Raw genomic sequence first — 21,943 nt, forward strand, 5'->3', positions numbered from 1 at the left:
TACCGCTTAACACGCCAGTGGCTGCATTAAAACTCAGCCAGCTTGGCAGTGTAACGGCGCTTAAGGTGACACTGTCGCCGACATCGCTGTCGGTCGCTACCAAGGTGTAGCTATAGACCGCATCTTGGTTGGCACTGGTTAACGCCGTTGAACTGATAACGGGAGCACCATTAGGCTTCACTGCGTTACTCGCCGTGGAGGCGCTACCGGTTCCGGCTGAGTTTATAGCTGCAACCGTAAATGAATAGGAAGTCCCATTGGTTAATCCCATTATCGTGATGGGTGAAGAAGTACCCGATGCCGTAATACCGCCTGGAGTCGATACTAAGGAATAGCCCGTAATGGCATCACCACCAGTGAATGCCGGAGCACTAAAACTCACCGTTGCTTGAGCATTCCCCGCAGTGGCAGTGCCGATTGTTGGCGCGCTTGGCACAACGGCATTGACACTGAATGAACGACTAACTTGAGTCGCCGCCAAATAACTCGCATTGCCCATCTGGTCTGCGTTAATCGTACACATGCCTGTGGCTACAAAGGTCAAAACACCATCGGAAGTAATCGTACAGACAGCGGGTGTTGATGAGGTAAAGGTTGGGATCAACCCACCCGTTGCGTCGGTCGTTGCAGTAAGTGTTGGCGATGTACCAAAATTCTGATCGCCCGGATTGAGGAAGGTAATCGTTTGGATCGCTTTGGGCGTAATTGGGTTAGATGCGCTGGAGGCAGGGCCGAAACCCACTGCATTCTCAGCTTCCACCGTAAAGGTATAGGTCACACCATTAGTTAGACCACTCACCACAATCGGTGAATTTGTGCCACTGACAGGTAAGACATCATTTGGCGTCACCGATACAACATAGCCAAGAACATTGGATCCCCCGTTATTAGCAGGAGGCACAAACGCCACACTTGCTTGGGTATCACCCGCCGTTGCCACCACACTGGTCGGTGCCGTTGGCACTATGGGGTTCACAACAAATGACTGACTGACCTGTGATGCAGCCAAATAAGCAGCATCACCCGCCTGATTGGCATTGATAGTACAGGTGCCAGCGGTCACGAATGTTAGCGTAGTGCCGCTCACCGTACAGACACCAGGGGTGGATGAGGTGAAAGTGACAACATAACCACCGCCTGCAGACGAACTGGCTGTCAGCGTTGGTGTAGTCCCAAAGGTCTGTGCTCCAGGGTTGTTAAAGGTGATGGTTTGTGGTGATGCCGGGGTAATGGAATTCGATGCTGCCGAAGCCGCCCCCGTGCCCGCCGAGTTAGTCGCTGTCACCGTGAAGGTGTAGGAAACACCATTGGTCAAGCCGGTCACTGTAACTGGCGAACCGGAGCCAGTACCAGTTGCACCACCTGGGCTAGCAGTGACGGTGTAACCACCAGCAAGGATCGATGCACCACCGGTACTGGCAGGTGCAGTAAATGTTACCGTTGCCTCGGCATCGCCTGCGGTTGCCGTACCGATGGTTGGCGCATCAGGAACTACCGCATTCACCGTAAAGCTTTGGGTTACTGTAGTCGCCGCATTGGTTGCGCTATTACCAGCCTGATCGGCATCAATCGTACAGGTACCTGCGCTTACAAAGGTCAGAGCAACGCCACTCACCGTACATACACCAGTGGTAGACGACGAGAAAGTGACTGTGAGACCGGAGTCTGAAGTTGCAGACAAGTTCGGTGTGGTACCAAAGTTATAGTTGCTCGGCTGGGCAAAGGTAATTGTCTGGTCGGCTTTAGGGGTTACCGAGTTGGATGCGGCCGAGGCAGTGCCTGTACCTATACCGTTGGTCGCCGTCACAGTAAAGGTATAGGCAGTGCCGTTGGTGAGACCGGTGATGAGAATCGGTGAACTGGCACCCGTATTTGTAAAACCTCCGGGGTTAGAGGTCACGGTATAACCAGTGATAGCAGAACCACCGTTATTGCCGGGAGCGCTGAAAGCAACTGATACCTGGCCATCACCTGCAGTTGCAGTGCCTATGGTTGGCGCATCAGGCACTGTCGGAATGGCCACAGTATGGGCGGAACCACTCGTATAGGCGGCTGGACCTACGTTGCCAGCAGCATCGCTGATATTCGTTGCGCCATTCAGGTTCAGCTTGATAGTACCGTTGCCGGTGATACCACTGACGGTCACCGTCACACTTGAGCCAGAGGTCGCGGAGACACTGGCGACAGTGCCGGTCGCGCCACCGGTAGTACCAAGCGCAAAGTCATCGGTAGAAATGTTGTTGACGGATTCGCTGAAGTTAACCGTGAAATCGACGCTGGTATCAGTCGATACTGCGCCACCAACAGGAGCAGTGCTAGTTACAGACGGTGTAACGCCATCCACAACCAGCGCTTTATTGGCGCCCAATGAGTTGGCAGCACCCGGTGTTGCCAATGTCAGCGTTGCGTTGTTGCTAGCGGCGTCACGAATGGTGCCACTGTTTAACGCCAGTGCACTGGTTGATACGTAGTCCAAATCGCTGCTATTGTCACCCGCCTGAACCGTATAGCTGAAGGTCAAGCTACTGGTTCCACTGCCACTGGCATAATTAACGGCACGATCTGTTGTGCCTGTTTCAAGGGTTAATTGCGGCGTACCAGTGACATTGACCACTTCGCTAAAGTTAACTTGGATACTGATGCTATCGCCCACTTTATAAGTGCCATTGGCTGTACTGGCTGTCACAGAAGAAACGGTGGGTGCTGTACTATCCACAAGAACACTGCTTGTGGAGCCGACAGAATTTAGCGTCAGCGTCATGTCATTATTGGCAGCATCTTTCAAGGTTCCGCCGTTCAAACCAAGCGCACCTACGGTAATACCATCAGAATCAACCAAACCACTCTCAACCGTGTAACTGAAGACAAGCGCAGAGGTTCCAGATCCCGACGAGTAGGTTGCGTATTTGGTTGTGCCACCAATAGTCAATGCAATGCGAGGGGTACCTCCACTAATATTCACGATCACGTTTTCGCTGGTGTTAACCGTGAAACTCAGTGATTGCCCAGTGATATAAGTTGCGCTGAAAGGAACGCTTACACTGGTGACTGTTGGAGGGGTGACATCAGGAACCGTATTAAATACAAAGCTATCAAATACATCAAAATAACCGCCGCCATTTGAAGTAATAACTACCTTGTCAACATTATCAAAGGGATTGTTGTTTAACGTTACAGTAAATGAGCCATTAGCCTGACCAAAGCCAGACCCAGTACTTTGAGTCCCCACAGATGATCCGTCTCTAAAGCCCTCAACCGAGGCAAAACCACCACCAAATGCATTGATGTAAAAACTAACGAAGTCAAATTCATTGCCCGAGGTGGTTTCGACAGTAATTGTTTCAACTCCAGAATACATACCTGCAAATAACCCGGCAGAATTACTCTGACCATCATCCGTATCCTGAAACCAGTTAGCGGCGCTGTAAGTTATTTTAAAGTCACCCTGTGTAAAAACATTTGATCCATGGTCTGCACTCTCAACAAAACCAGAAGCATTGAAATCGACAATGACATTAGAAGGAATTGAAGCCGCATTGACACTCATACTTAGCAACACTACTGCTGCAAAACCCAGTTGAACGATCCACTTAATGCCTGTATTTATATTTACGAATCCACAAGCCGGAGTTTGATATCGCTCATCGGGATGATCTGTTTTGCAGCATGACATATTAAGCCCCTTAATAGCTGTGTACGAAAATTTTTGATTTAGCTAAAGTAGCTAAAACCAGCAATCCAGAAGATTTAATTCCCTCTGGATTACTGAATTAATTTAATAGCAATTATCCAACGTTAATTACGCGACGGATAAATACCCTCTAACGCGATAATAAAATTCATCCCCAGATAGGGATTGCGAATTCCGACAGGCTGTCCTCCACCAACAGGATTGACGGTTACGGTGCCAGCAGGTGTAACGCTACCATGCACTCCACCGAGGCTGCTCTTGGTAGAATCTGGCGCCGTACTGGTAAACAATCCATTAAACGCAACACTGGTAGGCCCCGCCTTAGCTGTCGTAGCAGAGAGGTAGGTAGTCGCGCCTGCTGCCGGAGGAACCATTGCAGTGGCCGTGGTGGTAGCAACATCAACCGTTGCTGTTACGCTACTTGCATTACCAATGAAAGTAGCTGTTGGTGCATGAATGGGTAGCTGATTGGTAGTGAGGTTAACGTTTTCAACACCGGCAACTTGTCCCAAAACAACATTACTTAACCCTGCACCAGTTCCGGTACCCACAGGAGTACGACTTTGCAAGTTAGGCAACCCAAAGGTTGTGGTGCCATTGCCACCATAGGTTGTACCCAGAAGAGAGAAAAGCGCGCTGTTGGTGGAAATGGCCAATAACTGTCCATTGCAAAGCGCCCAGCCACGCGGAGCGAAAGTACCAGCGAACATGCGGATTTCTCCAATAAATGGATCTGACATTGTATTTCTCCTTAAATAACGATTTTGTCTATGTAACGTCTTGCAATGACTTAATTACTCACGACAATTAATCGACAGCGAGTCCTTTTGCTGATGACAACATCATTCACATCACACAATCGAAGGCCTATTGTGAAACATAATGAAAACAATTTAGCTACAACTAAACATATCTGAAAAATCGGCAAACACAATTAAGCAGAAATAATTTTGTGTAAATTATCAGCCGACGTTTAAGGCCATAGCATTGACTCATAGGTTTCGGAACGGCTTTGAAACTGAAATCCATGCCGTAAATAAAGTGATTTAGCCTGAGTATTTTCACTCTCTACTGATAAATGAACAGGCAACTGACGTTGCCTCGCCTCAAGCTTGACCGCCTCTAATACCGCAGAGCCTAAACCGCGACCTCGCATACTTGGCGCAATAATAAAATCAACAAGATGAACCCTATGCTCATTGGTATCGAGCATCAGTTTGCCGACCGCTTGTTGCTGATAAAACAATATATAGGTAATGGCATGTGGATATTGCTCCCGATAAGAGACTTGTTGCAGCCGATATTGTTGCTCCAACATGTTCTGTACGACATCAAGGGGTAAACCAAGCTCATAGAAGAAGGTTTTAGTTGAATAAAAAAGTTCTGCCATAAATAAGTTATCGCTTGCATTGGCAGGCTTAATACTCAAGCCAGTGAATGGATTTAACTCAGCTAGCATCATGGTTTTTATCTCGAACTAAAGGTTGCAACAGTTGCTCATAAGCATTCAATAACAGCTGCCATGAGAGAGTTTGTGATTCATTTAATGGGGTAGATTGGGCGGGTACCATGGGTACAAACAATTGCCCTTGTCGCTTTACATCAAAGCGCCAGTGGCCTTGCCAGTGCTCAATATCTTCTGCGGCTAACGGCCATTCTAGAATGGCCGAAAGTACGCTGGGTTTAAGCGCATTTAATTGTTGATAATCCATTAAGATGCAACGACTTGATTGATAAAGTGCAGCAGTTTGCTGGGCAAAACCATGCAACACATCCATTCGAAATGCGTCTAAATTTGGCTCAGCATGTGTGTTTTCACTAGACTCACCATGTGTATTTTCACTAAGCGGTAATGAATAGAGAAATAAAGCCTTCACCCGCCCCGCCATATGCATCCCTGCCTCTCGTTGATGCGAAGCCAAAATATCTCTGGGATGGCGCATCAGACATAGCACTCGACTATTAGGATAGAGTTCTAGCAACATGGGCCAACAAGCTAAATCCCACGCATTCCACTTGATCACTAGCTCACGCTCATCAGGCCTCAACCGCCCTTGTAGCCTTAAACATAAATCCACCAGCTGCGGTATTAAGCTCGAAGGCCAAGCATCATGGTGCATCACATCGCTGCAGAGCATGGATTCGGATAACACTCGGCAAGTTTTGAGTAGGGAAAAACTGCTTGAAACGAGTGTTGACCCACAACGGGACCAATGGAAAATCATCAAATTAGGATTGATCGCGGGCAAACTTTCGCGTTGAGATAATAAGGGTTCGAGCAAGGTTTGAGGCTGGATAAAACTAGCCAGTAAACCACGACGAGCATCGCAGATATCGTCCTCCAAGAAAGGTTTTGATAACCGCTGAAAGATAGGAACCCAACTGATTGTTTTGGTTTGAGCATGATAGCGAGAAGGAAACCAAACTTGGCTGAAGCGTGCTAAATCTGGAATGAAGCTTGGTTGCTGTAAGGCAATAAATGCCAGCATCTGCTCTAAATTTAGCTCAGGCCAATTGAGGAAGTCTGCCATCAAGGCAACAAAATGCTCAACATCCTGCGCTTGATACAGTAAATACAATGATTCAGGCTGATGCAGCAATTGCCAATAGCATTGCTGTTGTTCATTAAAATTAATCATTAGCTGGCCATTGGATAGAAATTAATGTACTGCACCATGCGGAGTAACAGGCCCCGATTTGGCGTCGGTCCATGGGGCAAGGCATGGTGCCAAATGATTAAATCCCCTGCGCTCGCGGCGATAGGTTTAATCGGCCACTCGTCCCAATGCTGTTGCTGCAACTCAATATCAGTCTTGTTTTGTTCCTGTAGTCAGGTTTCAATTTTGAGGTGAAAGCCGGGTACACAGCAAAATGCCCCCTGCTCGGCAGGGGTATCCGTAAGATAAATTAATCCTTGTGTTCCAAATGGCACAGGCAGTTGCAATGGCATGTCCCAATGCATATTGGGCCCAGGAAACTGCCAAGTGGGCGTTTCAGGGGGATTAAAACTCACTCTATCAGTCGTCATCACCAAATCGGTACGCTGCCATAATTGTTCAAAGGCTTGGCGGATTAGAGGTGTTTGCCGATTGGCATCGAGGACGGGATGACGAAATAACTGCAGCATGATTTTCTGCATCAACTCATGGGACTGGTACCAAGTTGATGGATCATTTTCATTCGCGCCAAGCTGCTGCCAAATCACGGCTCGACTCGCCGCGCATTGGGCTTTTGACAACACTTGCGGGATGACTAAATAACCTTCTCGTTGCCAAAAGGCGAGTTGGGCGTCGGTAAGCACTTGAGGTAAAGCATCGCTATAAGCTAGCTCTGTATTGCCGTTTTCTGGCTCAGCTTGGGATAAGGCGCGCAATCGCTGATTGATGCCAACAATATCCGCTGTAGTCAGCTTAGTTTGCCTTTGAACGAAGGCGATAAAATCAGCCTGTTTATCATATTGATAGAGCGCCTTCATCCCAGGCTCTAATCCAATACCGCAAAGATCCAGCAGCGCTTTATCTAGGTTCCATTCTCCCTCTGTCACCTCATTGGTTTGTCCAAGCTTTTGTAACTGAATTTTTTGCCATAGCCGCTGCAAGTGATAAATCCCCAAACAACTCAAATCCTCACTGCCAACAAGTAGCAATTTCTGCTGCTGATATTGAAAGATAAAATCGGGATATGTTCCCAGCTCGTAACGGAAGTCCACTCTGCTCAGAGGTTTAAGCCATAAGGATTTTTTATATTGAGATAGGGTTAATTGTGATTGATTTTCAAGTAATTGATGTTCGCCATAAACCCTGATTTGCGTCGTCAATTTTAGGCTTACGGGTTGAGGATCATAATCGGGTAACAATAAGCTCCCCACTAGCCCACTTCTGTCACCTTGAGCGAGCAAGCGGGCATGAGCTAAATCGAGACAGAATAAAGGACCCAAATAAATGGGTGGCCGCTCTTTTAGCTCGAGCCATGCATCCAACTCAATCGACTCAGGAATTAAACATCCATCCTCTGCTAAAAAATGCTGTAGATGGCTAAAAATCTGTACCTGCGGTTCCTGTTGCAGCAGGTGTTTCATGGTTTCAGAAATTATCAGATCAAAGGTTTGTGTTGATGCTGGCCGCCAAAGCGTAGCGTCAGCACAAATAATCGCATCGACACGATCCGCTACATCGAAATATGCCAGCAGCTTTTCAACACTCTCCAATGACGCTCGATGAATGTCGAGTAAGGTTACTCGCACTTGCTTCGCCGTAAATAGCGGTAATAAGGCTAAGATTAACCAAGCAAAAGGCCCGGTTCCGGCATAGAGTATGTGCACAGGATGGTTCGAGTTAGCTTTAAGTTTGTCCTGTATCGCTTGATAAATTCCCTGAATAAACACTCTGCTACGTTCGGGATCTTCTGCACATTGCGCCGCAGTTGTCGGTGATACCGCCTTGCCAAAAGCCGTAATACTCGCCTCTGTATCGAGAAACAACGCCGGGTGCAGTTCCAACCCAGTCAATTGGCATAACTGCGCCAGCATTGGATCGATAAGCCGCTTTGCCTCCCCCGCTGAATGGGATTGCAACAGCGCCTGAGCAAACAGCTTTAATCTTAGAAACGCCTCGCGCTGCCCTGCATTAGGCTTTGATCTTGGCATCATGGATAAGCTCCTTTAACCACGAGTTGACTTCACAATCGATCACCAAATTAATTCTGGCATCCACGCCTTTATTCGCGACCCAATGGGTTTGGTCAGCATTGATATACCAAAGCTCTCCGGCCCGCATAGGTACACGTTTCTCATCCACATAAAAATAAAGCTGATCATGGGTTTGTAGGGGCAAATGTAATCTAGCCTCACCCTGTTCAAGTGATAATCCCTGATCCCTATGGGGCTTGATTTCAGCACCAGCGTGTAAGCGCATTAAGCGCACCGATTTAACTGGGCAAGCAAGGGATTGAATAAACCGCAGCAGCGCGGGGCTCGATTCCAGTGAAGGCAAATTATCCCAATCTGTCGCGGCACTAATGGAAAAGGCTTGTAAAATGGGGTGCGCGACTCGATATTCCTCGGCGCAGCGAAGAGCCAACACATCCCAACCGCCCTGAGAGCCCGCGTGATAATCACGCTGGTTAATGTGTGGCAACCACTCATGCTGCAACAAAGTCGTGAGTTCTTGCTGTAAACTAGTGATATTTGGAGCTTGGGTAAGCAAGGCGAATGAACAGATATCCATATCCAAGTGTCTCATTTTTAGACAAAAACGAATTAATCAAGCCTAGCACAAAGTGTCATGCTGACAAGATAAGCTGATCTACAAGCCGACCTAACCACACAGGATATCCCATGTTTGACTGGAAGAAGATTGATACTGTACTGCTCGATATGGATGGCACCCTGCTCGACCTGCACTTTGATAACCATTTTTGGTTGAGTCTGGTGCCACAGGAGCTGAGCAAGCAGCGGGGATTAAGCCAGAGCCAGGCACAACAACTGGTGGAAGAAGCCTACGGCAGAGTCGCAGGCACGTTAGATTGGTATTGCCTCGATTATTGGCAGTCCGAGCTGCAGCTCGACATTATGGGGCTTCACCGCGACTTAGTTGACCGTATTCAACTGCGCCAAGACAGTATGCCTTTTCTCGATGCTCTCGCCGCCGCGGGCAAAAAACGCATCTTAGTCACCAATGCCCACCCTAAGAGTCTTGCTCTTAAGCTAGAGCATACTGAACTTGGAAGTGGTTTAGATGCGATGATCTCAAGCCATGAAACGGGTTATCCCAAGGAACACCCACAATTTTGGCAAACGCTATTTGAAAAATTCGCCCTCGTGCCAGAGCGCTGCCTGTTTATCGATGATAGTGAACCCATTTTAAATGCAGCGCGCTTAGCGGGCGTGGGGCATCAGCTCGGGATCAGCAATCCCGATAGCCAAAAACCAGCCAAAACCTTCAATGATTTTCCGGCCATTAGCGACTATCGTTTGTTGCTTAACGATCTCGCGAGTTAACTCCTCGAAATAGAAAAGGCACCCAAGGTGCCTTTATCAAATCATGCATTAGGTTACATTACTGGCTAGATTAAAGCCCAGGAATACGCCCCTGATAAACAATAGGGAAGTAACCGTCATCTCCACGCTTGCCGAGGATATTAAGAGATTTACGCATATCTTCCGGCTGTTCGTTGGTCTCTTTGATCTTAGCGGCAACCTTGACCATATTCCCCTCGTCTAACTGTAAGGTACCGATAATTCCCAACTGGTTTTTGCTTTCGTCGGTAGCGAGCTGAGCTTTCCCCTCAACACAGCTAAGGCCCAACTCGATATTACCCAGTGGATAATCGCCAAATTGGTTTTTCACATTGGTTTGGTTTAAGAATAATTTACCCGATAATTGTTCGCACCAAGGTTTACCTTGTTCTAGGGTTTCCACCAGCAGGCTGACTTCACCATTAATTTCGGTTCTAAAGGGCAGCTTAGTATTACCAATTAAGAAGCTATCGGGCGCTTCAAAGCGTAATCCCTGCGCACTAATGCCAGCCATTGACCAAGTGATTAACCCTTTAGCACTTACGGGTGTAGCTCGGCTACCTACTTGAAAATCCAGCTTCACTTTGCCTAAAAACAAAGACCAAGGGCTGAGTTCCCAACGCACTTGCTCCAATTGGCGCTGCTGAATATTCAAAGTTTCAATGCTACCCGCCCAAATACTGCCACTCACTCCAGAAATTCCCACATTCGCTGGGAGTGGTGCGAGGCGCACGGCCACACTGGCAGGAAACAACGCCACTAAAAACACGATATAAATTAGTACACCAATAATAATCTTTTTTATCAGACTCACAGCTACACCTTAACCTATTGCGCTAGTTGGATCCGTCTTACTTTGACATAGCCAGGCGCGTCAGCCTCCGCCAAATCAACACTCTCAAGGGATAAGCCCTTTTGCTGCACTAAATCATTCAAATAACTGAGTAACGCGTCGAATGGCACATCATCCATCCACACTTGGATTTTATCGCCCTGGGGCTGCATGCGAGTGATCACTAAGCCATAACTGCCCGCTGTTTGGTTGACGACTGAACTTAAACTGCCGCTCATCGTCGGCTTAGCGCCGCTTTGTTTTAAGCCAGCGATTTTATTCGCCGTCTGCTTTACATAGGTCAAGGTTTGCTGCTGCGCCGTTAAGTTGCGCAGTGCATTGGCCTCAGCATTGGCGATTGGTGTCCAAATCCCCCAGTAAAATAGACCGATCACTAAAAATACGGCGCCAAAACCTACGATCTGCTGCTCGCGCGACGCAAGCCCTTGCCACCAAGTCCGCAAATTATCCATCTTATTTGCTCCTCAAGGTTAAGGTGCTGGTGACCTGATCTTCACCGCTATTCATCGTGCCACCATCCATTTGGAAGCGACGGCCGACAATCTCTTTAAACTTCTCAATTTGCGCGTAATTTTTAGCAGTGACTTGCATGCGGATTTCATTACGGGCACTTTCAAATCGTAAGCTATTGGGTTTTAGCTCAGGTACTTGTTTAAAGGCGTCTTGTAACCCCGCCAGCATAGCAAAAAACTCTGCACCATTGCCTTGGCCTTGGAGTGCGCGCAGTTGGCTCTCCATCTGCGAGCGTAAATTCACGATGCGTGAATTGCCTGGTATCACTTGTTGATAAATGGCTTCACTTTGCGCCTTCAAATCGGCGATTTGGCCATTTACCTGATGAATGGTTAAGCCTTTATTTACCAGAGACAACACAATAGCAATGGCTAGTACAATTGCCGCATTTTTCCATTGCAACAGATGCTTACTGTATTCGCGCTTAGGCGTATAGACACCCGTCAGTAAGTTAATCGGCGCATGTAAAATGCCGCGCGCCAGCACCAACATAGGTAAGTCGAGTGGCTGTGGCTTAAGCTCGACACCGTCCAACGCCATCTCGGTGTAACTGGCGACCGACACCTCGTCTGTCTGAGCCGTCAGTTGCTTCATTGCCACTGGCAACCAAGATAAAGGCAGGCTATGGCCCGTTCCTAATCCTGTACGCAACAATAACTCGTTACCAAAACGCATGGCCGCCCATTGGCATTCCTGCAATGGCAAGGCCAAGCAATCAGGCACAATACGCTTCACTTTTAAGCCCGCTTCGGCCAAACAGCTGAGCCAAGTTTGCATTTGCTCATGGGCAACGGCGACCACGCTGAGGGCATCGCCATTGCGTGGACCAACGGTAAAGTGCATCGCATCCACATCCTCGGCGATGGTTTCTTCCAACATAAAAGGCAGGGCCTTTAAGGCTTGGCGTTGGCCTTTTTCGGGCAGATTCACGCTGGTGAGCGTCATGGCGGAAGCTGGCACCAACACATCAATGGGGCGATTGCCCGCGCGCTCAGTTAAGGTTGATAAACCTTGGGCGTTGGCCAGTTCGCCTGAGGCGATAATTTCTTGTTCTTGTTCGGACCAAACCAGCCAAGAGCATGCCTGCTCTGCGGTTCTGCCTAAGCGAATAAATAGCCGTTCACTCACAGTTTTTCTCCACCAGCTTCAACCTTAAGGGATTGAGCTTGTTTGCTATTATTTTTGTCCACCAAACTGACGGGTGAGCACATCCATTTTGTTACCGCTGCCCTTTTTGAGCACACTCTCCATCCTAAAAATGGCGTTGTCGACCTTTGCGCCCGAGGCAAGGAGGAAATATTGACTGTCGATCACAAAAGTCGACTTCATCGCATCTTCCCATTTAATCGACCCCATTGAGGAGGATTCGTAAAAATCATCAATCTTGGCAAAACCATCGCCAGGGCGCTGGTTAATAATGCTTTCCGCCTCACCGACAGAAATCTGATTATCGAGCATGGCCGCCAGAAGCGCTGCTTGTTCGACATCAATGGTATTCACATTCAACAATTGCCTGTCATTCCCCGGGATAACACAAATATAGGGCAATAATTTCAAATAAATATCCTGTGTGTATCCCATCACTGCCCGCAGCTCACTCCGATGATTCATCAGAGTGTTGGCGGCACGGTATGGCACGTGGCGTGCTTCATACTCGGCATCTTCAGCGCCATAGGGGCTGGTGATCGTGTCTTCGTCGATATAATCCTTTAGGGTTTGAGTGAGATGATCAGCGGTAAAATCATCCATACCTAAACTCACTAATAACGCCTTGTATTGCTTAGCAGCCAAGGGCAATTTAGGTTGACCGTTTTCCACATCTTTTGTGGTGACGGACAAGGCATTTAAGTTAAAACACGAACGCATATCGGTGATCTTGCCTGCAATCTCGCCATATTCTGCCGGAAATACCACATCGCTCATGGCCCAATATTGTTGCTTATGGACACGCCCCTCTGAATCGTCGAAGTCCTGCTTGAGGATCTTCTTCGCCAGCTCTTCGGCGGAAATCGCATACCAATAGGCCTGATCGTACTGAGCTAAGTTTAAGGTGCGGCGCATCGACAACTGATTACGACTGGTAATATTGGTGGCAATAATCACCACCATGGCCACGATCAGTAATACGACGATCAGCGCGACACCACGCTGTTTAGTAGGAGTTCGCCTTATCATGCGCCATCCTCATTTTCTGGCTCACCGGTGCCAGGATCTTCTTCCCCGTTACCGGAACCATCGCCGTTATTATCTTTGTCACCGTTGTCTTCTTTATTGTCTTCGGTGTTTTCGTCTTTGTTGTCTTCATCACTAGACTTTTCTGGCGCCGCCGCGCCCAGAGGCAGCATAAACTTACGCTGAATCTTACCTAGACCTTCAATCTCAATTTCGATTGCAATGGCTTTGGGTAACTTAGTCGCCTCAACCTTGCGCTCCCACTTATCCTCCATAAAGAAGGAATACTCGACCGAGAGCACCTTATCGATAATCACCGTCTTGATTGGCTCGGCGCCAAATTCCGGCTCAGGGTAAGGAAAATACCAGCGTTCTAATTTTCCTTCTCGTACGACATAGGCGACCGACTGCAAACTGCCACGGGGCAATAAGCCATCTGGATTGAGCCAGCCCAAGCGGTAAAAGACTAAAGCCTCGGACTCCGAATCTAAAAGGTCATTCCCCGTCTGAAATACCGTTGTTCCGCGGCCACCTTCGAGGAGTCTAGGTGTGCGGGCAACCATCTGTCCCAAGTCGCGCTCAATCGCCCCAAAGCCCTGTTGCAACGCTTTTAAACGGGTTGAGAAATTCTTTGTCACTTCATCATTGGTCAGAACTGTGCTGAGTACCGCATTGGCCGCTAACCCCAACATGGCAAAAATCGCAATCGCGATCAGCATTTCCAGCAGGGTAAACCCCCGATGAGCATTAGTTTGTTTTAAGGACATAACTGCTCACTTGTGCTGCAATACGCTGATAACGCTCATCTTCACTGACACTAATACGGATCATGCGAAAATTATCATCGGTGGTTTTCACCACTTCTTTTCGCCAGTACCAATCCTTACCCGCCAGTTCTACTTGGCCCTCTTTTTTACCGATTTCCGGAAATTGAGGCTCGAGTCTGGCATCGACCATTTGATTGTCGGCTACCCACTGAGCAAGGGTGCGCGACTCCAAAATCGGCATATTCGCCATTTGCTCACCCAAGCTTTTGGTGATTGAAACGGCGGCAATCGCAAACACCGCCAAGGCGACGATCACTTCGAGTAACGTCATGCCCTTAGCGTATTTCATCGGGGCGCCCTAGGGTTAAACGGCCAAGGGCATCGCCCACCACCAATACGTCGAGGGGGCCTTTATCTGTCTTGGTAATAAAACTCAACTCAAAGGCGCTCATTTCGCCGCTGGGAAATAGCAAAATCTGTGGTTCAGGGTGCTTTTTCTTATCTTCCGCAGAGGGCTCGATTAAAGGTTCTTTAAACCAAGAGTCATCTTGTTCGTCCTCTTGTGCGAGCGGTAAACCATCGAGCACCAAATTAATCACCACACCAGGTTCCATTTGTTTTTCAGACAGAATTCTGTCCTTTTCCAATGGATTCCATTTACCATCTTTATAAAAAACAAACTGATAACTGGTTTTTTCCACCACAATACCGATAAATTGGCCGCTTAATACGGTTTCATCCAGCACTAACTCTGTAGCGGCTATAAATTGCTGCGCGGTTTTTTCCAGCGCCTGTTGTGGCCCCGAATTGCCAATAGACATGGTCACCGCCGCGGCGGTGAGTCCCATTAGCAAAATCACCAGCATCACCTCCATCAAGGTGAAGCCGGCGTGGCGCAGCGTTAACATCTTATTGGAAATTCTGTAAGTTCCAGTTACCGATATCATCTTCGGTACCTGGTTGACCGTCTGGGCCTGCACTAAAGATATCTAACTTGCTGTTTTCGCCAGGGCTTAACAGTAAGTAGTTATTACGCCATGGGTCCTGTGGTAAACGCTTTACATAACCTTCTTCGCGGTAGTTACGAGGCTCAGGTGAAATCGTTGGTTTTTGCACCAAGGCTTCTAAACCTTGCTCAGTCGTTGGATAAACACCGTTATCTAACTTGTACATATCTAAAGCGTTTTCGAGCGCGACTATGTCAGATACCGCTTTTTGTTGGTCGGCTTTATCTTTGTTGCCCATCAGATTTGGCACCACCATAGACGCCAAAATACCGAGGATAACGATTACCACCATCACTTCAAGTAAGGTAAAACCCTTGTGCTTTTTATTCATTTGCATCGATTACATCTCCTAAAAAACCTGTGCCATTCTCAGCCGTATGACTGAAAGGCAATATTCCATAATGTCAAAAACTAGCCACTAATCAAATTGTTCAGCGCCAATATCGGTTGCAGAATGGCCATTACGATAAAGAGTACAACCCCCGCCATACTCACCACTAACATGGGTTCGAATACGCCGAGGGCGAGCGTCACATTACTCTCAAACTCGCGATCTTGGTTATCCGCAGCACGCTCAAGCATGTCTTCGAGCTGACCACTCTTCTCCCCCGAGGCGATCATATATAACATCATCGCCGGGAATAGCTTAGTGTTAGTCAACGCGGTACTGAGGCTAGTTCCTTCCCGTACGCGCGCCGTTGCATCATCCACCGCCGCCCGTACCCGCATATTTTGCAATACCTCGCTGGCAATGCGCATCCCGTCCAACAAAGGCACCGAACTGGCGGATAAAATACTCAAGGTACGCGCAAAACGCGCAGTATTGAGCCCTTTACTCACTCGGCCAATCACTGGCATTTTCAGCAAAAACGTATGGTATTTCATCTTGAAAATCGGTGATTTGAGTAGACGCTGGAACACTACCAACAGAATACCAATCGCTAAAACAACAAACAGACCATAGTGTTGGACAAAATCCGAGGCGGCAATTAAGAAACGGGTCGTCGCCGGTAACTCGGCGCCCATATGCTCAAACTGGCCAACGACCTTTGGTACCACAGCCGCAAGTAACACTGATACCACCCCAATAGCGACAATCGTCAGCATGATGGGATAAATCATCGCCTGTTGCAGTTTAGATTTAAGCTGCTGGCGACGTTCGGTGTAATCGGCTAAGCGGTTTAGCACCACTTCCAAGTGGCCAGATTTTTCCCCCGAGGCCACCATAGCGCGGTATAAGTCATCGAAAATATGCGGAAATTCAGCCAAGGAATCGGCCAGACTATAACCCTCAACGACCCTGGAGCGCACCGCCATGATCATACTGGCAAGCCGCGCCTTCTCACATTGCTGGCCTACCGCCTTAAGACATTCCTCGATCGGTAAGCCCGCCGCCACCAGTGTCGCGATTTGACGGGTGATCAGCGCTAATTCCGCCACTGAAATCCCGCGCTTAAAGGGCGAAAATCCCGCACCTTTCGCCTTGGCTTCTTTTTCGCTGACCGGCAGAATATCCAGCGGCATCAAGCGTTGATCGCGCAATTGGCTACGTGCGTGTCTGGCGGTATCCGCTTCGATCACGCCCTTAAGCTGCTTCCCCTTGGCGTCCAACGCCTTATATTCAAATGCAGGCATAGCTTACTCCTCGCGGGTCACCCTTAGGACTTCTTCCAGAGTGGTGATACCTGAGAGCACCTTGCTCATGCCATCGTGGCGAATGCTTGGTACCGACTGGCGGATATATTTCTCAATCGCCAGTTCGCCACGTCCACCGTGAATAAGCTCGCGCACATTATCATCGACCAACAATAGTTCGTGAATGCCAGTACGACCACGGTAGCCACTGTTACCACAGGCCTTACAGCCGTTGGCACGATAAATATGGCGTGGATCATCGGCAGTAATACCCAGCAGTTCACGTTCACGCTCATCGGGCACATGCGCAGTCTTACATTTTGGACAGAGGGTACGGATCAAGCGCTGAGCCAATACCCCGAGCAAACTTGATGAGACTAAGAAAGGCTCAACACCCATATCCTGCAAACGGGTAATCGCGCCCGAAGCGGTGTTGGTGTGGAGAGTCGAAATCACTAAGTGACCCGTCAAGGATGCCTGCACCGCAATTTGGGCGGTTTCAAGGTCACGGATTTCCCCGATCATTACTACATCGGGGTCTTGACGCAGAATCGCCCGTAGACCACGGGCAAAGGTCATGTCCGCCTTAGTGTTAACTTGAGTTTGGCCTATGCCTTCTAATTCGTATTCGATGGGATCTTCAACGGTTAAGATATTGGTATCTTTAGAGTTAATCTCAGTAAGCCCAGCATATAGCGTGGTACTCTTACCCGAACCCGTAGGACCCGTTACCAAGATAATGCCGTGGGGACGACGAATAAGCTCATCGAACTTGGCTCGGATGCTGTCCGTCATACCCAGCTGTTTTAAATCCAGATTACCGGCATTCTTATCCAGCAAACGCAGCACCACACGCTCACCGTGGCTCGATGGCATGGTCGATACCCGCACGTCCACCGCGCGGCCCGCAATCCGCAGCGAAATACGGCCATCTTGTGGTACACGTTTCTCGGCGATATCGAGGCGCGCCATCACCTTAATCCGCGACACCAACAAGGATGACAGCTTACGATTCGGCTTAAGCACTTCCTTCAGCACACCGTCGATACGGAAACGCACGACTAGCTGCTTCTCGTAGGTTTCGATATGGATATCCGAGGCTTCTTCTTTAATCGCTTCTGATAACAGGGCGTTAATGAGCTTAATGATCGGCGCATCATCATCGCCTTCGAGCAAATCTTCGGTTTGTGGCAACTCTTCTGCAAGAGTAAATAAATCCATTTCATTGCCAATGTCTTCCATCAGCTGCTGCGCTTCGGAGGAATTGGCTTGATAGGCCTGAGTCAGTTTGACCTCAAACTTACTCGGCTCGAGCTGTACCAAAGGTAAATCCACGCCCGAGTAGCGACGCGCTTCAAGCATCGCCGCTAACGGGGTTTTGGCGGTATAAAACAGGTTCAAGGCGCCATCATCGCCATAGGCTAAAATCACCTCATGGCGGTGGGCAAAGGCAAAGGGTAAACGCTCTTTGCTGCTGGAGCGAAATACCTCATCACCTTCGGCTTCAATACCTAGTTCATTGGAAACTAAGCTTAAATCCTCGACTTGGGATACTTGTATTTCACTCATTGTGTTTTATCTTTGTTTTTGTTTTCATCCAGCGACTTGAGAGTCGGGTCAGTTTTACGCATCTGAGTCTCTAGTCCTTTGCCTTCTTTATAACGATCTAAAATATCGTTCACTTCTGGCGGCACATACTCAGACTGGTTCCACTCATCTAATACCGGCACTTTAGTCTCAGGCATTAGATTGACACCACGCTCCTGCTGTTCAAGCTGCAATGCTCTGAAATAGTTGTATTTACGACCAGCGATACCTTCCATCGTCACACCATCACGGATAATGGTGGGTTTGATAAAGATCATCAGGTTCTTCTTGGTCTTCTTACTGGAAGAAGATTTGAATAAATGGCCAAGTACTGGAATATCGCCGAGGAATGGCACTTTCTGCACGCTTTCTTGGACTTCTTCGTTAATCAAACCACCGAGTACCACGATTTGGCCTGAATCAGCCATAACAGTAGTGGTTAAACGGCGAGTAGCGAAGGAAATATCCACACCCGTGTTACCGTTTACGCCGGAGACTTCTTGCTCAATCGCAAGCTTAACCGCGTTGCCTTCGTTGATCTGCGGCACCACTTTTAACTTCACCCCAACCTCTTTACGCTCAACGGTTTGGAATGGGTTGCTGTTGTTTGAGCTGGCGGTAGAACCGGTAAGAATAGGCACTTCATCACCGACGATGAAAGAGGCTTCTTGGTTATCTAAGGTAGTAATAGAAGGTGTTGCAAGTACGTTTGAGTTAGTGTCACTCGATACGGCTTGTACTAGGGCACCAAAGTCACCCATAGCAACGCCCCATGCCATACCATTCACTTTACCTAAGGCTTGAGCAAGTAAGGTAACATCGCCCTTTGTATCTGGGTTTTTACCAATCACGTCACCTGTGTTTGGATTGGTAATATAGGTTCCTTCTTTATCCTGCGCCTGCCATACACCCGCGCCAATCTCACCGATAGTTGGGCCTAAGTTATTGAACTGAGTTCCACCACCCGCTTTCGCGGCCCATTGCACCCCAAAGCCGACGTTATCGCCTTCGGCAACTTCCACGATAATGGCTTCGACTAATACTTGGGCGCGGCGAATATCGAGTTGGTTGATCACGCTTTCAATAGTGCGCATTTGATCTGGCTCAGCGCTGATCACTAATGCGTTAGTATCAGTGTGGGCCATAATATTGATTTCATTACGACGTTTGCCACCACCCGCTGCCTGAGCGCTAGGATCTTTTTCACCTTCCAACTTTTGGGCAAAACCAGTTAGCACTTCAACTAAGTCTTCGGCCTTGGCATACCGTAAATAACGTACTTTCGTATTGCCCGTGCTGGCTTGCTCGGCATCGAGACGGTGGATCAGCTCCACCACCCGTTGACGACTCTTTTCATCACCACTGACCACAACAGCGTTAATCCGCTCGTCGGCAACAACCTTAGGCGCTTGTCCTGGGAGCTGCGCTTGGTTAGCTGTCGCGCGGTACAGGGTATCGATAATTCGCACCATTTCGCCAGCAGAAGCATATTCAAGTGGCACGACTTGAACAGAGGTATCACCCTGTTTATCTACACGGCGAATGATTTCAACTAACTTATTAACCACCGCAGCGCGGCCAGAGAGCATCAGCACGTTTGATGGATCGTAGTTCACTACGTTACCACCACCAGCGTTATCGTTTAACTGACGTAATAATGGTGCTAATTGCTTGGCTTCGGTGTTATACAACGCCACGATGCGGGTAACCATTTCATCGCCTAGGCCAGGATCGTTGTCATTAGCAACACGAATCGCCGCGGTTTTCGCATCTTTGTCTTTGATCACTTTGATAACGTTATTTTCCATCTCGACGATGGCATAACCGTATACTTGCAGCACGTTGAGGAAGAACTGGTAATACTGCTCATCATTGAGCAGATCATAGCTGCGAACGTTGATCTTGCCGCGAATCGTCGGGTCAACAATGATGGTTTTGTTCAAGTTTTTACCAACAATATTGATAAACTCTTGAATATCAGTGCCTTTAAAGTTGGCCGCATATTGTTCAGACCAAACAAATTGCGAGGTCAGCATAGTGGCGCCCGCCACAACTCCAGCAATCAGTTTGCGTCGAATCCGTTTGTTATTCATTATTTTACTTTCCCCTAACGCGTGTTATTGCGGCAAACTAAACATGATTTCAACCAACTGTCCTTCCCGTTCAACCATAACAGAAACTTCAGTTAATTCAGACAATTGGCTCATCATTTCTAACGCCTGACTCATTACGGTCAGGTCGTATCCATTAATCGATTTAGCAAGGTCATTGGGTTTAAAGCCTGCTTGCTTAAATAGGTTCACATCTTTGCCAGGATTGAGGCGATAACCAACAACGTTTTCTCCCTGTCTCACGGGCGAAATCGCAATATAGTCAGTAATTTTACTGGGATCGGCTAAGAGTTCACTGCGAGATTCGGCCAGTTCTTGAGAGATTTCAGCATTCTTGCGCTGATCCACTCGGCTAACGACTTCAGCTTTTCCGCTCTTGGCCTTTTGTAATTGTTGATTCGCTGGGCTTTGACTGGTGTAAACCAAACCATCAAGCATCAAGGTTTCATAGCGACCCGCATTGGTAATGATAATCCGGTCTGCATAGACTTCTTTTAACGAAGCGGATGTCCCCTTAATTTTATCACCCAAGCTGTAGGTTTCTTGGCTACCACTGGATTCAATAATCGCTAGACCTTTTTGGTCAGCGGTGGATGCCACCACCCCCGTCAGTTGAATAGAAAGGGAAGTCTTTGGCGCATCGGTTACGGTTTCGACCACTTCGACTTTAGGTTTATCCGCCTTGGCGTCGGCTTTGCCGAAAAGTGCGAGTTGCTGTAATCCTGCCAGATCAATTTGCCCAGCCCCTTTACCCGCCGTGGTCACCGCAGTGGGAGACCATGCTGTAGGAGAAGAGGTGGTAGGCACGAGTTTCCATGTAATTTGCGCGGCTAAGAGTAAACTCAGAATAAAACCAAGCCAGAAAACAACCTGACTCAACGGCTTATGCGGAATACCTGCAGCTTTTGCGATAACGTTATCTAATAAATCCATATTTATGTGGACCCTCAATACAGGTCTCTGTTCTGATTATAAAAATTATCATGTTCGCCACATGCTAACCTAGGCCGCATTTGGCAACAACCCCATAACAGTATTGCAATTGGCGAAAATTGGCCATTTATGCTAACTTTGCCCGCCTAAAAAGGGTGTGAAGCGCACCACTCTTTAACATAATAGCAATGCGACTTAGGCATTTTATTACTCAGCATGTGAACTCATCGATCTTTTATCTTGGAGACACTATGACACAAAGTTCAGGCGACAGTGGCAGCGTTCGACTCGATAAATGGTTATGGGCCGCACGTTTTTATAAAACTCGAGCCATAGCCAAAGAAATGATCAACGGCGGCAAAGTACATTACAACGGTGCGCGCACCAAATCTAGTAAGAATGCTGAGATAGGTGCCGTCCTTAAGATACGACAAGGTTATGACGATAAAGAGATCGTCATAAAAAAATTATCAGAATCACGCCAAAGTGCATCAATTGCACAGGAATTGTACGAAGAAACCGCCGCCAGCATCGCTAAACGCGCGTTAAATGCCGAAGCAAGACGATTGAATATTCTTAATAATCCTGCACCCGACCATAAACCGGATAAAAAGCAACGACGCCAACTTATTCGATTTAAAGAATGCTAAGAATTACG

Annotated in this window: 19 protein-coding genes and 1 pseudogene; 2 read left to right on the forward strand and 18 right to left on the reverse strand. The window is 48.0% G+C overall.

Going from position 1 to position 21,943, the window contains the following annotated elements:
* From SHEWPOL2_RS07800 to SHEWPOL2_RS07825, 6 genes and pseudogenes are all read right to left on the reverse strand, one after another.
* Positions 1 to 3,673: fibronectin type III domain-containing protein (locus SHEWPOL2_RS07800; protein ID WP_037427515.1), on the reverse strand; the 3,673-nt coding region annotated here is incomplete at its 3' end.
* A 122-nt stretch (positions 3,674 to 3,795) separates the two neighbouring features.
* A complete protein-coding gene (locus SHEWPOL2_RS07805) occupies positions 3,796 to 4,431 on the reverse strand; it encodes a tail fiber protein (protein ID WP_037427516.1) in 636 nt (211 codons plus the stop codon).
* 233 nt (positions 4,432 to 4,664) lie between these two features.
* A complete protein-coding gene (locus SHEWPOL2_RS07810) occupies positions 4,665 to 5,153 on the reverse strand; it encodes an N-acetyltransferase (RefSeq protein ID WP_037427517.1) in 489 nt (162 codons plus the stop codon).
* Entirely contained in the window at positions 5,140 to 6,330 is a 1,191-nt protein-coding gene (locus SHEWPOL2_RS07815; protein WP_037427519.1) for a hypothetical protein, read from the reverse strand. Before SHEWPOL2_RS07815 ends, SHEWPOL2_RS07810 begins: the two co-directional genes overlap by 14 nt.
* Positions 6,330 to 8,339, reverse strand: a pseudogene (locus SHEWPOL2_RS07820) (phytanoyl-CoA dioxygenase family protein). Before SHEWPOL2_RS07820 ends, SHEWPOL2_RS07815 begins: the two are co-directional and overlap by 1 nt.
* Positions 8,317 to 8,916: an aspartyl/asparaginyl beta-hydroxylase domain-containing protein gene (locus tag SHEWPOL2_RS07825; protein WP_037416448.1), complete on the reverse strand. Its 600-nt coding sequence runs from the start codon at positions 8,914 to 8,916 to the stop codon at positions 8,317 to 8,319. Before SHEWPOL2_RS07825 ends, SHEWPOL2_RS07820 begins: the two are co-directional and overlap by 23 nt.
* A gap of 110 nt (positions 8,917 to 9,026) precedes the next feature.
* On the opposite strand from SHEWPOL2_RS07825, the gene yrfG reads away from it, so the two are divergent.
* Positions 9,027 to 9,689, forward strand: coding sequence for a GMP/IMP nucleotidase (gene yrfG, locus SHEWPOL2_RS07830; protein WP_037427521.1), 663 nt, complete (start codon positions 9,027 to 9,029; stop codon positions 9,687 to 9,689).
* A gap of 70 nt (positions 9,690 to 9,759) precedes the next feature.
* Here yrfG and SHEWPOL2_RS07835 read toward each other — a convergent pair whose 3' ends face one another.
* From SHEWPOL2_RS07835 to gspC, 12 genes are all read right to left on the reverse strand, one after another.
* Positions 9,760 to 10,521: a type II secretion system protein N gene (locus tag SHEWPOL2_RS07835; RefSeq protein WP_037427523.1), complete on the reverse strand. Its 762-nt coding sequence runs from the start codon at positions 10,519 to 10,521 to the stop codon at positions 9,760 to 9,762.
* A 14-nt stretch (positions 10,522 to 10,535) separates the two neighbouring features.
* A complete protein-coding gene (locus tag SHEWPOL2_RS07840) occupies positions 10,536 to 11,012 on the reverse strand; it encodes a type II secretion system protein M (RefSeq protein WP_037416438.1) in 477 nt (158 codons plus the stop codon).
* Between the two features lies 1 nt (position 11,013).
* Positions 11,014 to 12,201, reverse strand: coding sequence for a type II secretion system protein GspL (gene gspL / locus SHEWPOL2_RS07845; protein WP_037427525.1), 1,188 nt, complete (start codon positions 12,199 to 12,201; stop codon positions 11,014 to 11,016).
* Between the two features lie 48 nt (positions 12,202 to 12,249).
* Positions 12,250 to 13,248, reverse strand: a complete 999-nt coding sequence (gspK, locus tag SHEWPOL2_RS07850) for a type II secretion system minor pseudopilin GspK (RefSeq protein WP_037427527.1) — start codon at positions 13,246 to 13,248, stop codon at positions 12,250 to 12,252.
* Positions 13,245 to 14,012 carry a type II secretion system minor pseudopilin GspJ gene (gspJ, locus tag SHEWPOL2_RS07855; RefSeq protein WP_037416432.1) on the reverse strand — a complete coding sequence of 256 codons (768 nt, stop codon included), beginning with the start codon at positions 14,010 to 14,012 and terminating at the stop codon, positions 13,245 to 13,247. Before gspJ ends, gspK begins: the two co-directional genes overlap by 4 nt.
* Complete coding sequence (gene gspI / locus SHEWPOL2_RS07860; protein WP_037416429.1) at positions 13,993 to 14,361, reverse strand: type II secretion system minor pseudopilin GspI; 369 nt, start codon at positions 14,359 to 14,361, stop codon at positions 13,993 to 13,995. Before gspI ends, gspJ begins: the two co-directional genes overlap by 20 nt.
* Positions 14,348 to 14,920 carry a type II secretion system minor pseudopilin GspH gene (gene gspH, locus SHEWPOL2_RS07865; protein WP_081990910.1) on the reverse strand — a complete coding sequence of 191 codons (573 nt, stop codon included), beginning with the start codon at positions 14,918 to 14,920 and terminating at the stop codon, positions 14,348 to 14,350. Before gspH ends, gspI begins: the two co-directional genes overlap by 14 nt.
* 1 nt (position 14,921) lies before the next feature.
* Complete coding sequence (gene gspG, locus SHEWPOL2_RS07870; RefSeq protein WP_011715426.1) at positions 14,922 to 15,356, reverse strand: type II secretion system major pseudopilin GspG; 435 nt, start codon at positions 15,354 to 15,356, stop codon at positions 14,922 to 14,924.
* A gap of 74 nt (positions 15,357 to 15,430) precedes the next feature.
* Positions 15,431 to 16,654 (reverse strand): type II secretion system inner membrane protein GspF, encoded by a 1,224-nt coding sequence (gene gspF, locus SHEWPOL2_RS07875; RefSeq protein WP_037427529.1) that lies wholly within the window; start codon positions 16,652 to 16,654, stop codon positions 15,431 to 15,433.
* A 3-nt stretch (positions 16,655 to 16,657) separates the two neighbouring features.
* Positions 16,658 to 18,223: a type II secretion system ATPase GspE gene (gene gspE / locus SHEWPOL2_RS07880; RefSeq protein ID WP_037427531.1), complete on the reverse strand. Its 1,566-nt coding sequence runs from the start codon at positions 18,221 to 18,223 to the stop codon at positions 16,658 to 16,660.
* On the reverse strand, positions 18,220 to 20,334 hold the full coding sequence (gene gspD, locus SHEWPOL2_RS07885) for a type II secretion system secretin GspD (RefSeq protein WP_037427533.1): 2,115 nt from the start codon (positions 20,332 to 20,334) through the stop codon (positions 18,220 to 18,222). The genes gspE and gspD overlap by 4 nt, the downstream gene beginning before the upstream one ends.
* Positions 20,335 to 20,358: 24 nt before the next feature.
* Positions 20,359 to 21,285 (reverse strand): type II secretion system protein GspC, encoded by a 927-nt coding sequence (gspC, locus tag SHEWPOL2_RS07890; protein WP_037427535.1) that lies wholly within the window; start codon positions 21,283 to 21,285, stop codon positions 20,359 to 20,361.
* 251 nt (positions 21,286 to 21,536) lie between these two features.
* Here gspC and hslR point away from each other — a divergent pair, with 251 nt between their 5' ends.
* Entirely contained in the window at positions 21,537 to 21,935 is a 399-nt protein-coding gene (gene hslR, locus SHEWPOL2_RS07895) for a ribosome-associated heat shock protein Hsp15 (RefSeq protein ID WP_037416410.1), read from the forward strand.
* Positions 21,936 to 21,943: the final 8 nt, after the last annotated feature.

The sequence above is a fragment of the Shewanella sp. POL2 genome, assembly GCF_000282755.1.
GTDB lineage: Bacteria > Pseudomonadota > Gammaproteobacteria > Enterobacterales > Shewanellaceae > Shewanella > Shewanella xiamenensis.

Bases quoted from the DNA above. Each gene is read 5' to 3' on its own strand.
- SHEWPOL2_RS07805 (WP_037427516.1), bottom strand. From the start codon at position 4,431: ATGTCAGATCCATTTATTGGAGAAATCCGCATGTTCGCTGGTACTTTC.
- SHEWPOL2_RS07810 (WP_037427517.1), bottom strand. From the start codon at position 5,153: ATGATGCTAGCTGAGTTAAATCCATTCACTGGCTTGAGTATTAAGCCT.
- SHEWPOL2_RS07815 (WP_037427519.1), bottom strand. From the start codon at position 6,330: ATGATTAATTTTAATGAACAACAGCAATGCTATTGGCAATTGCTGCAT.
- SHEWPOL2_RS07825 (WP_037416448.1), bottom strand. From the start codon at position 8,916: ATGGATATCTGTTCATTCGCCTTGCTTACCCAAGCTCCAAATATCACT.
- yrfG (WP_037427521.1), top strand. From the start codon at position 9,027: ATGTTTGACTGGAAGAAGATTGATACTGTACTGCTCGATATGGATGGC.
- SHEWPOL2_RS07840 (WP_037416438.1), bottom strand. From the start codon at position 11,012: ATGGATAATTTGCGGACTTGGTGGCAAGGGCTTGCGTCGCGCGAGCAG.
- gspK (WP_037427527.1), bottom strand. From the start codon at position 13,248: ATGATAAGGCGAACTCCTACTAAACAGCGTGGTGTCGCGCTGATCGTC.
- gspJ (WP_037416432.1), bottom strand. From the start codon at position 14,012: ATGTCCTTAAAACAAACTAATGCTCATCGGGGGTTTACCCTGCTGGAA.
- gspI (WP_037416429.1), bottom strand. From the start codon at position 14,361: ATGAAATACGCTAAGGGCATGACGTTACTCGAAGTGATCGTCGCCTTG.
- gspH (WP_081990910.1), bottom strand. From the start codon at position 14,920: ATGTTAACGCTGCGCCACGCCGGCTTCACCTTGATGGAGGTGATGCTG.
- gspG (WP_011715426.1), bottom strand. From the start codon at position 15,356: ATGCAAATGAATAAAAAGCACAAGGGTTTTACCTTACTTGAAGTGATG.
- gspF (WP_037427529.1), bottom strand. From the start codon at position 16,654: ATGCCTGCATTTGAATATAAGGCGTTGGACGCCAAGGGGAAGCAGCTT.
- gspE (WP_037427531.1), bottom strand. From the start codon at position 18,223: ATGAGTGAAATACAAGTATCCCAAGTCGAGGATTTAAGCTTAGTTTCC.
- gspD (WP_037427533.1), bottom strand. From the start codon at position 20,334: ATGAATAACAAACGGATTCGACGCAAACTGATTGCTGGAGTTGTGGCG.
- gspC (WP_037427535.1), bottom strand. From the start codon at position 21,285: ATGGATTTATTAGATAACGTTATCGCAAAAGCTGCAGGTATTCCGCAT.
- hslR (WP_037416410.1), top strand. From the start codon at position 21,537: ATGACACAAAGTTCAGGCGACAGTGGCAGCGTTCGACTCGATAAATGG.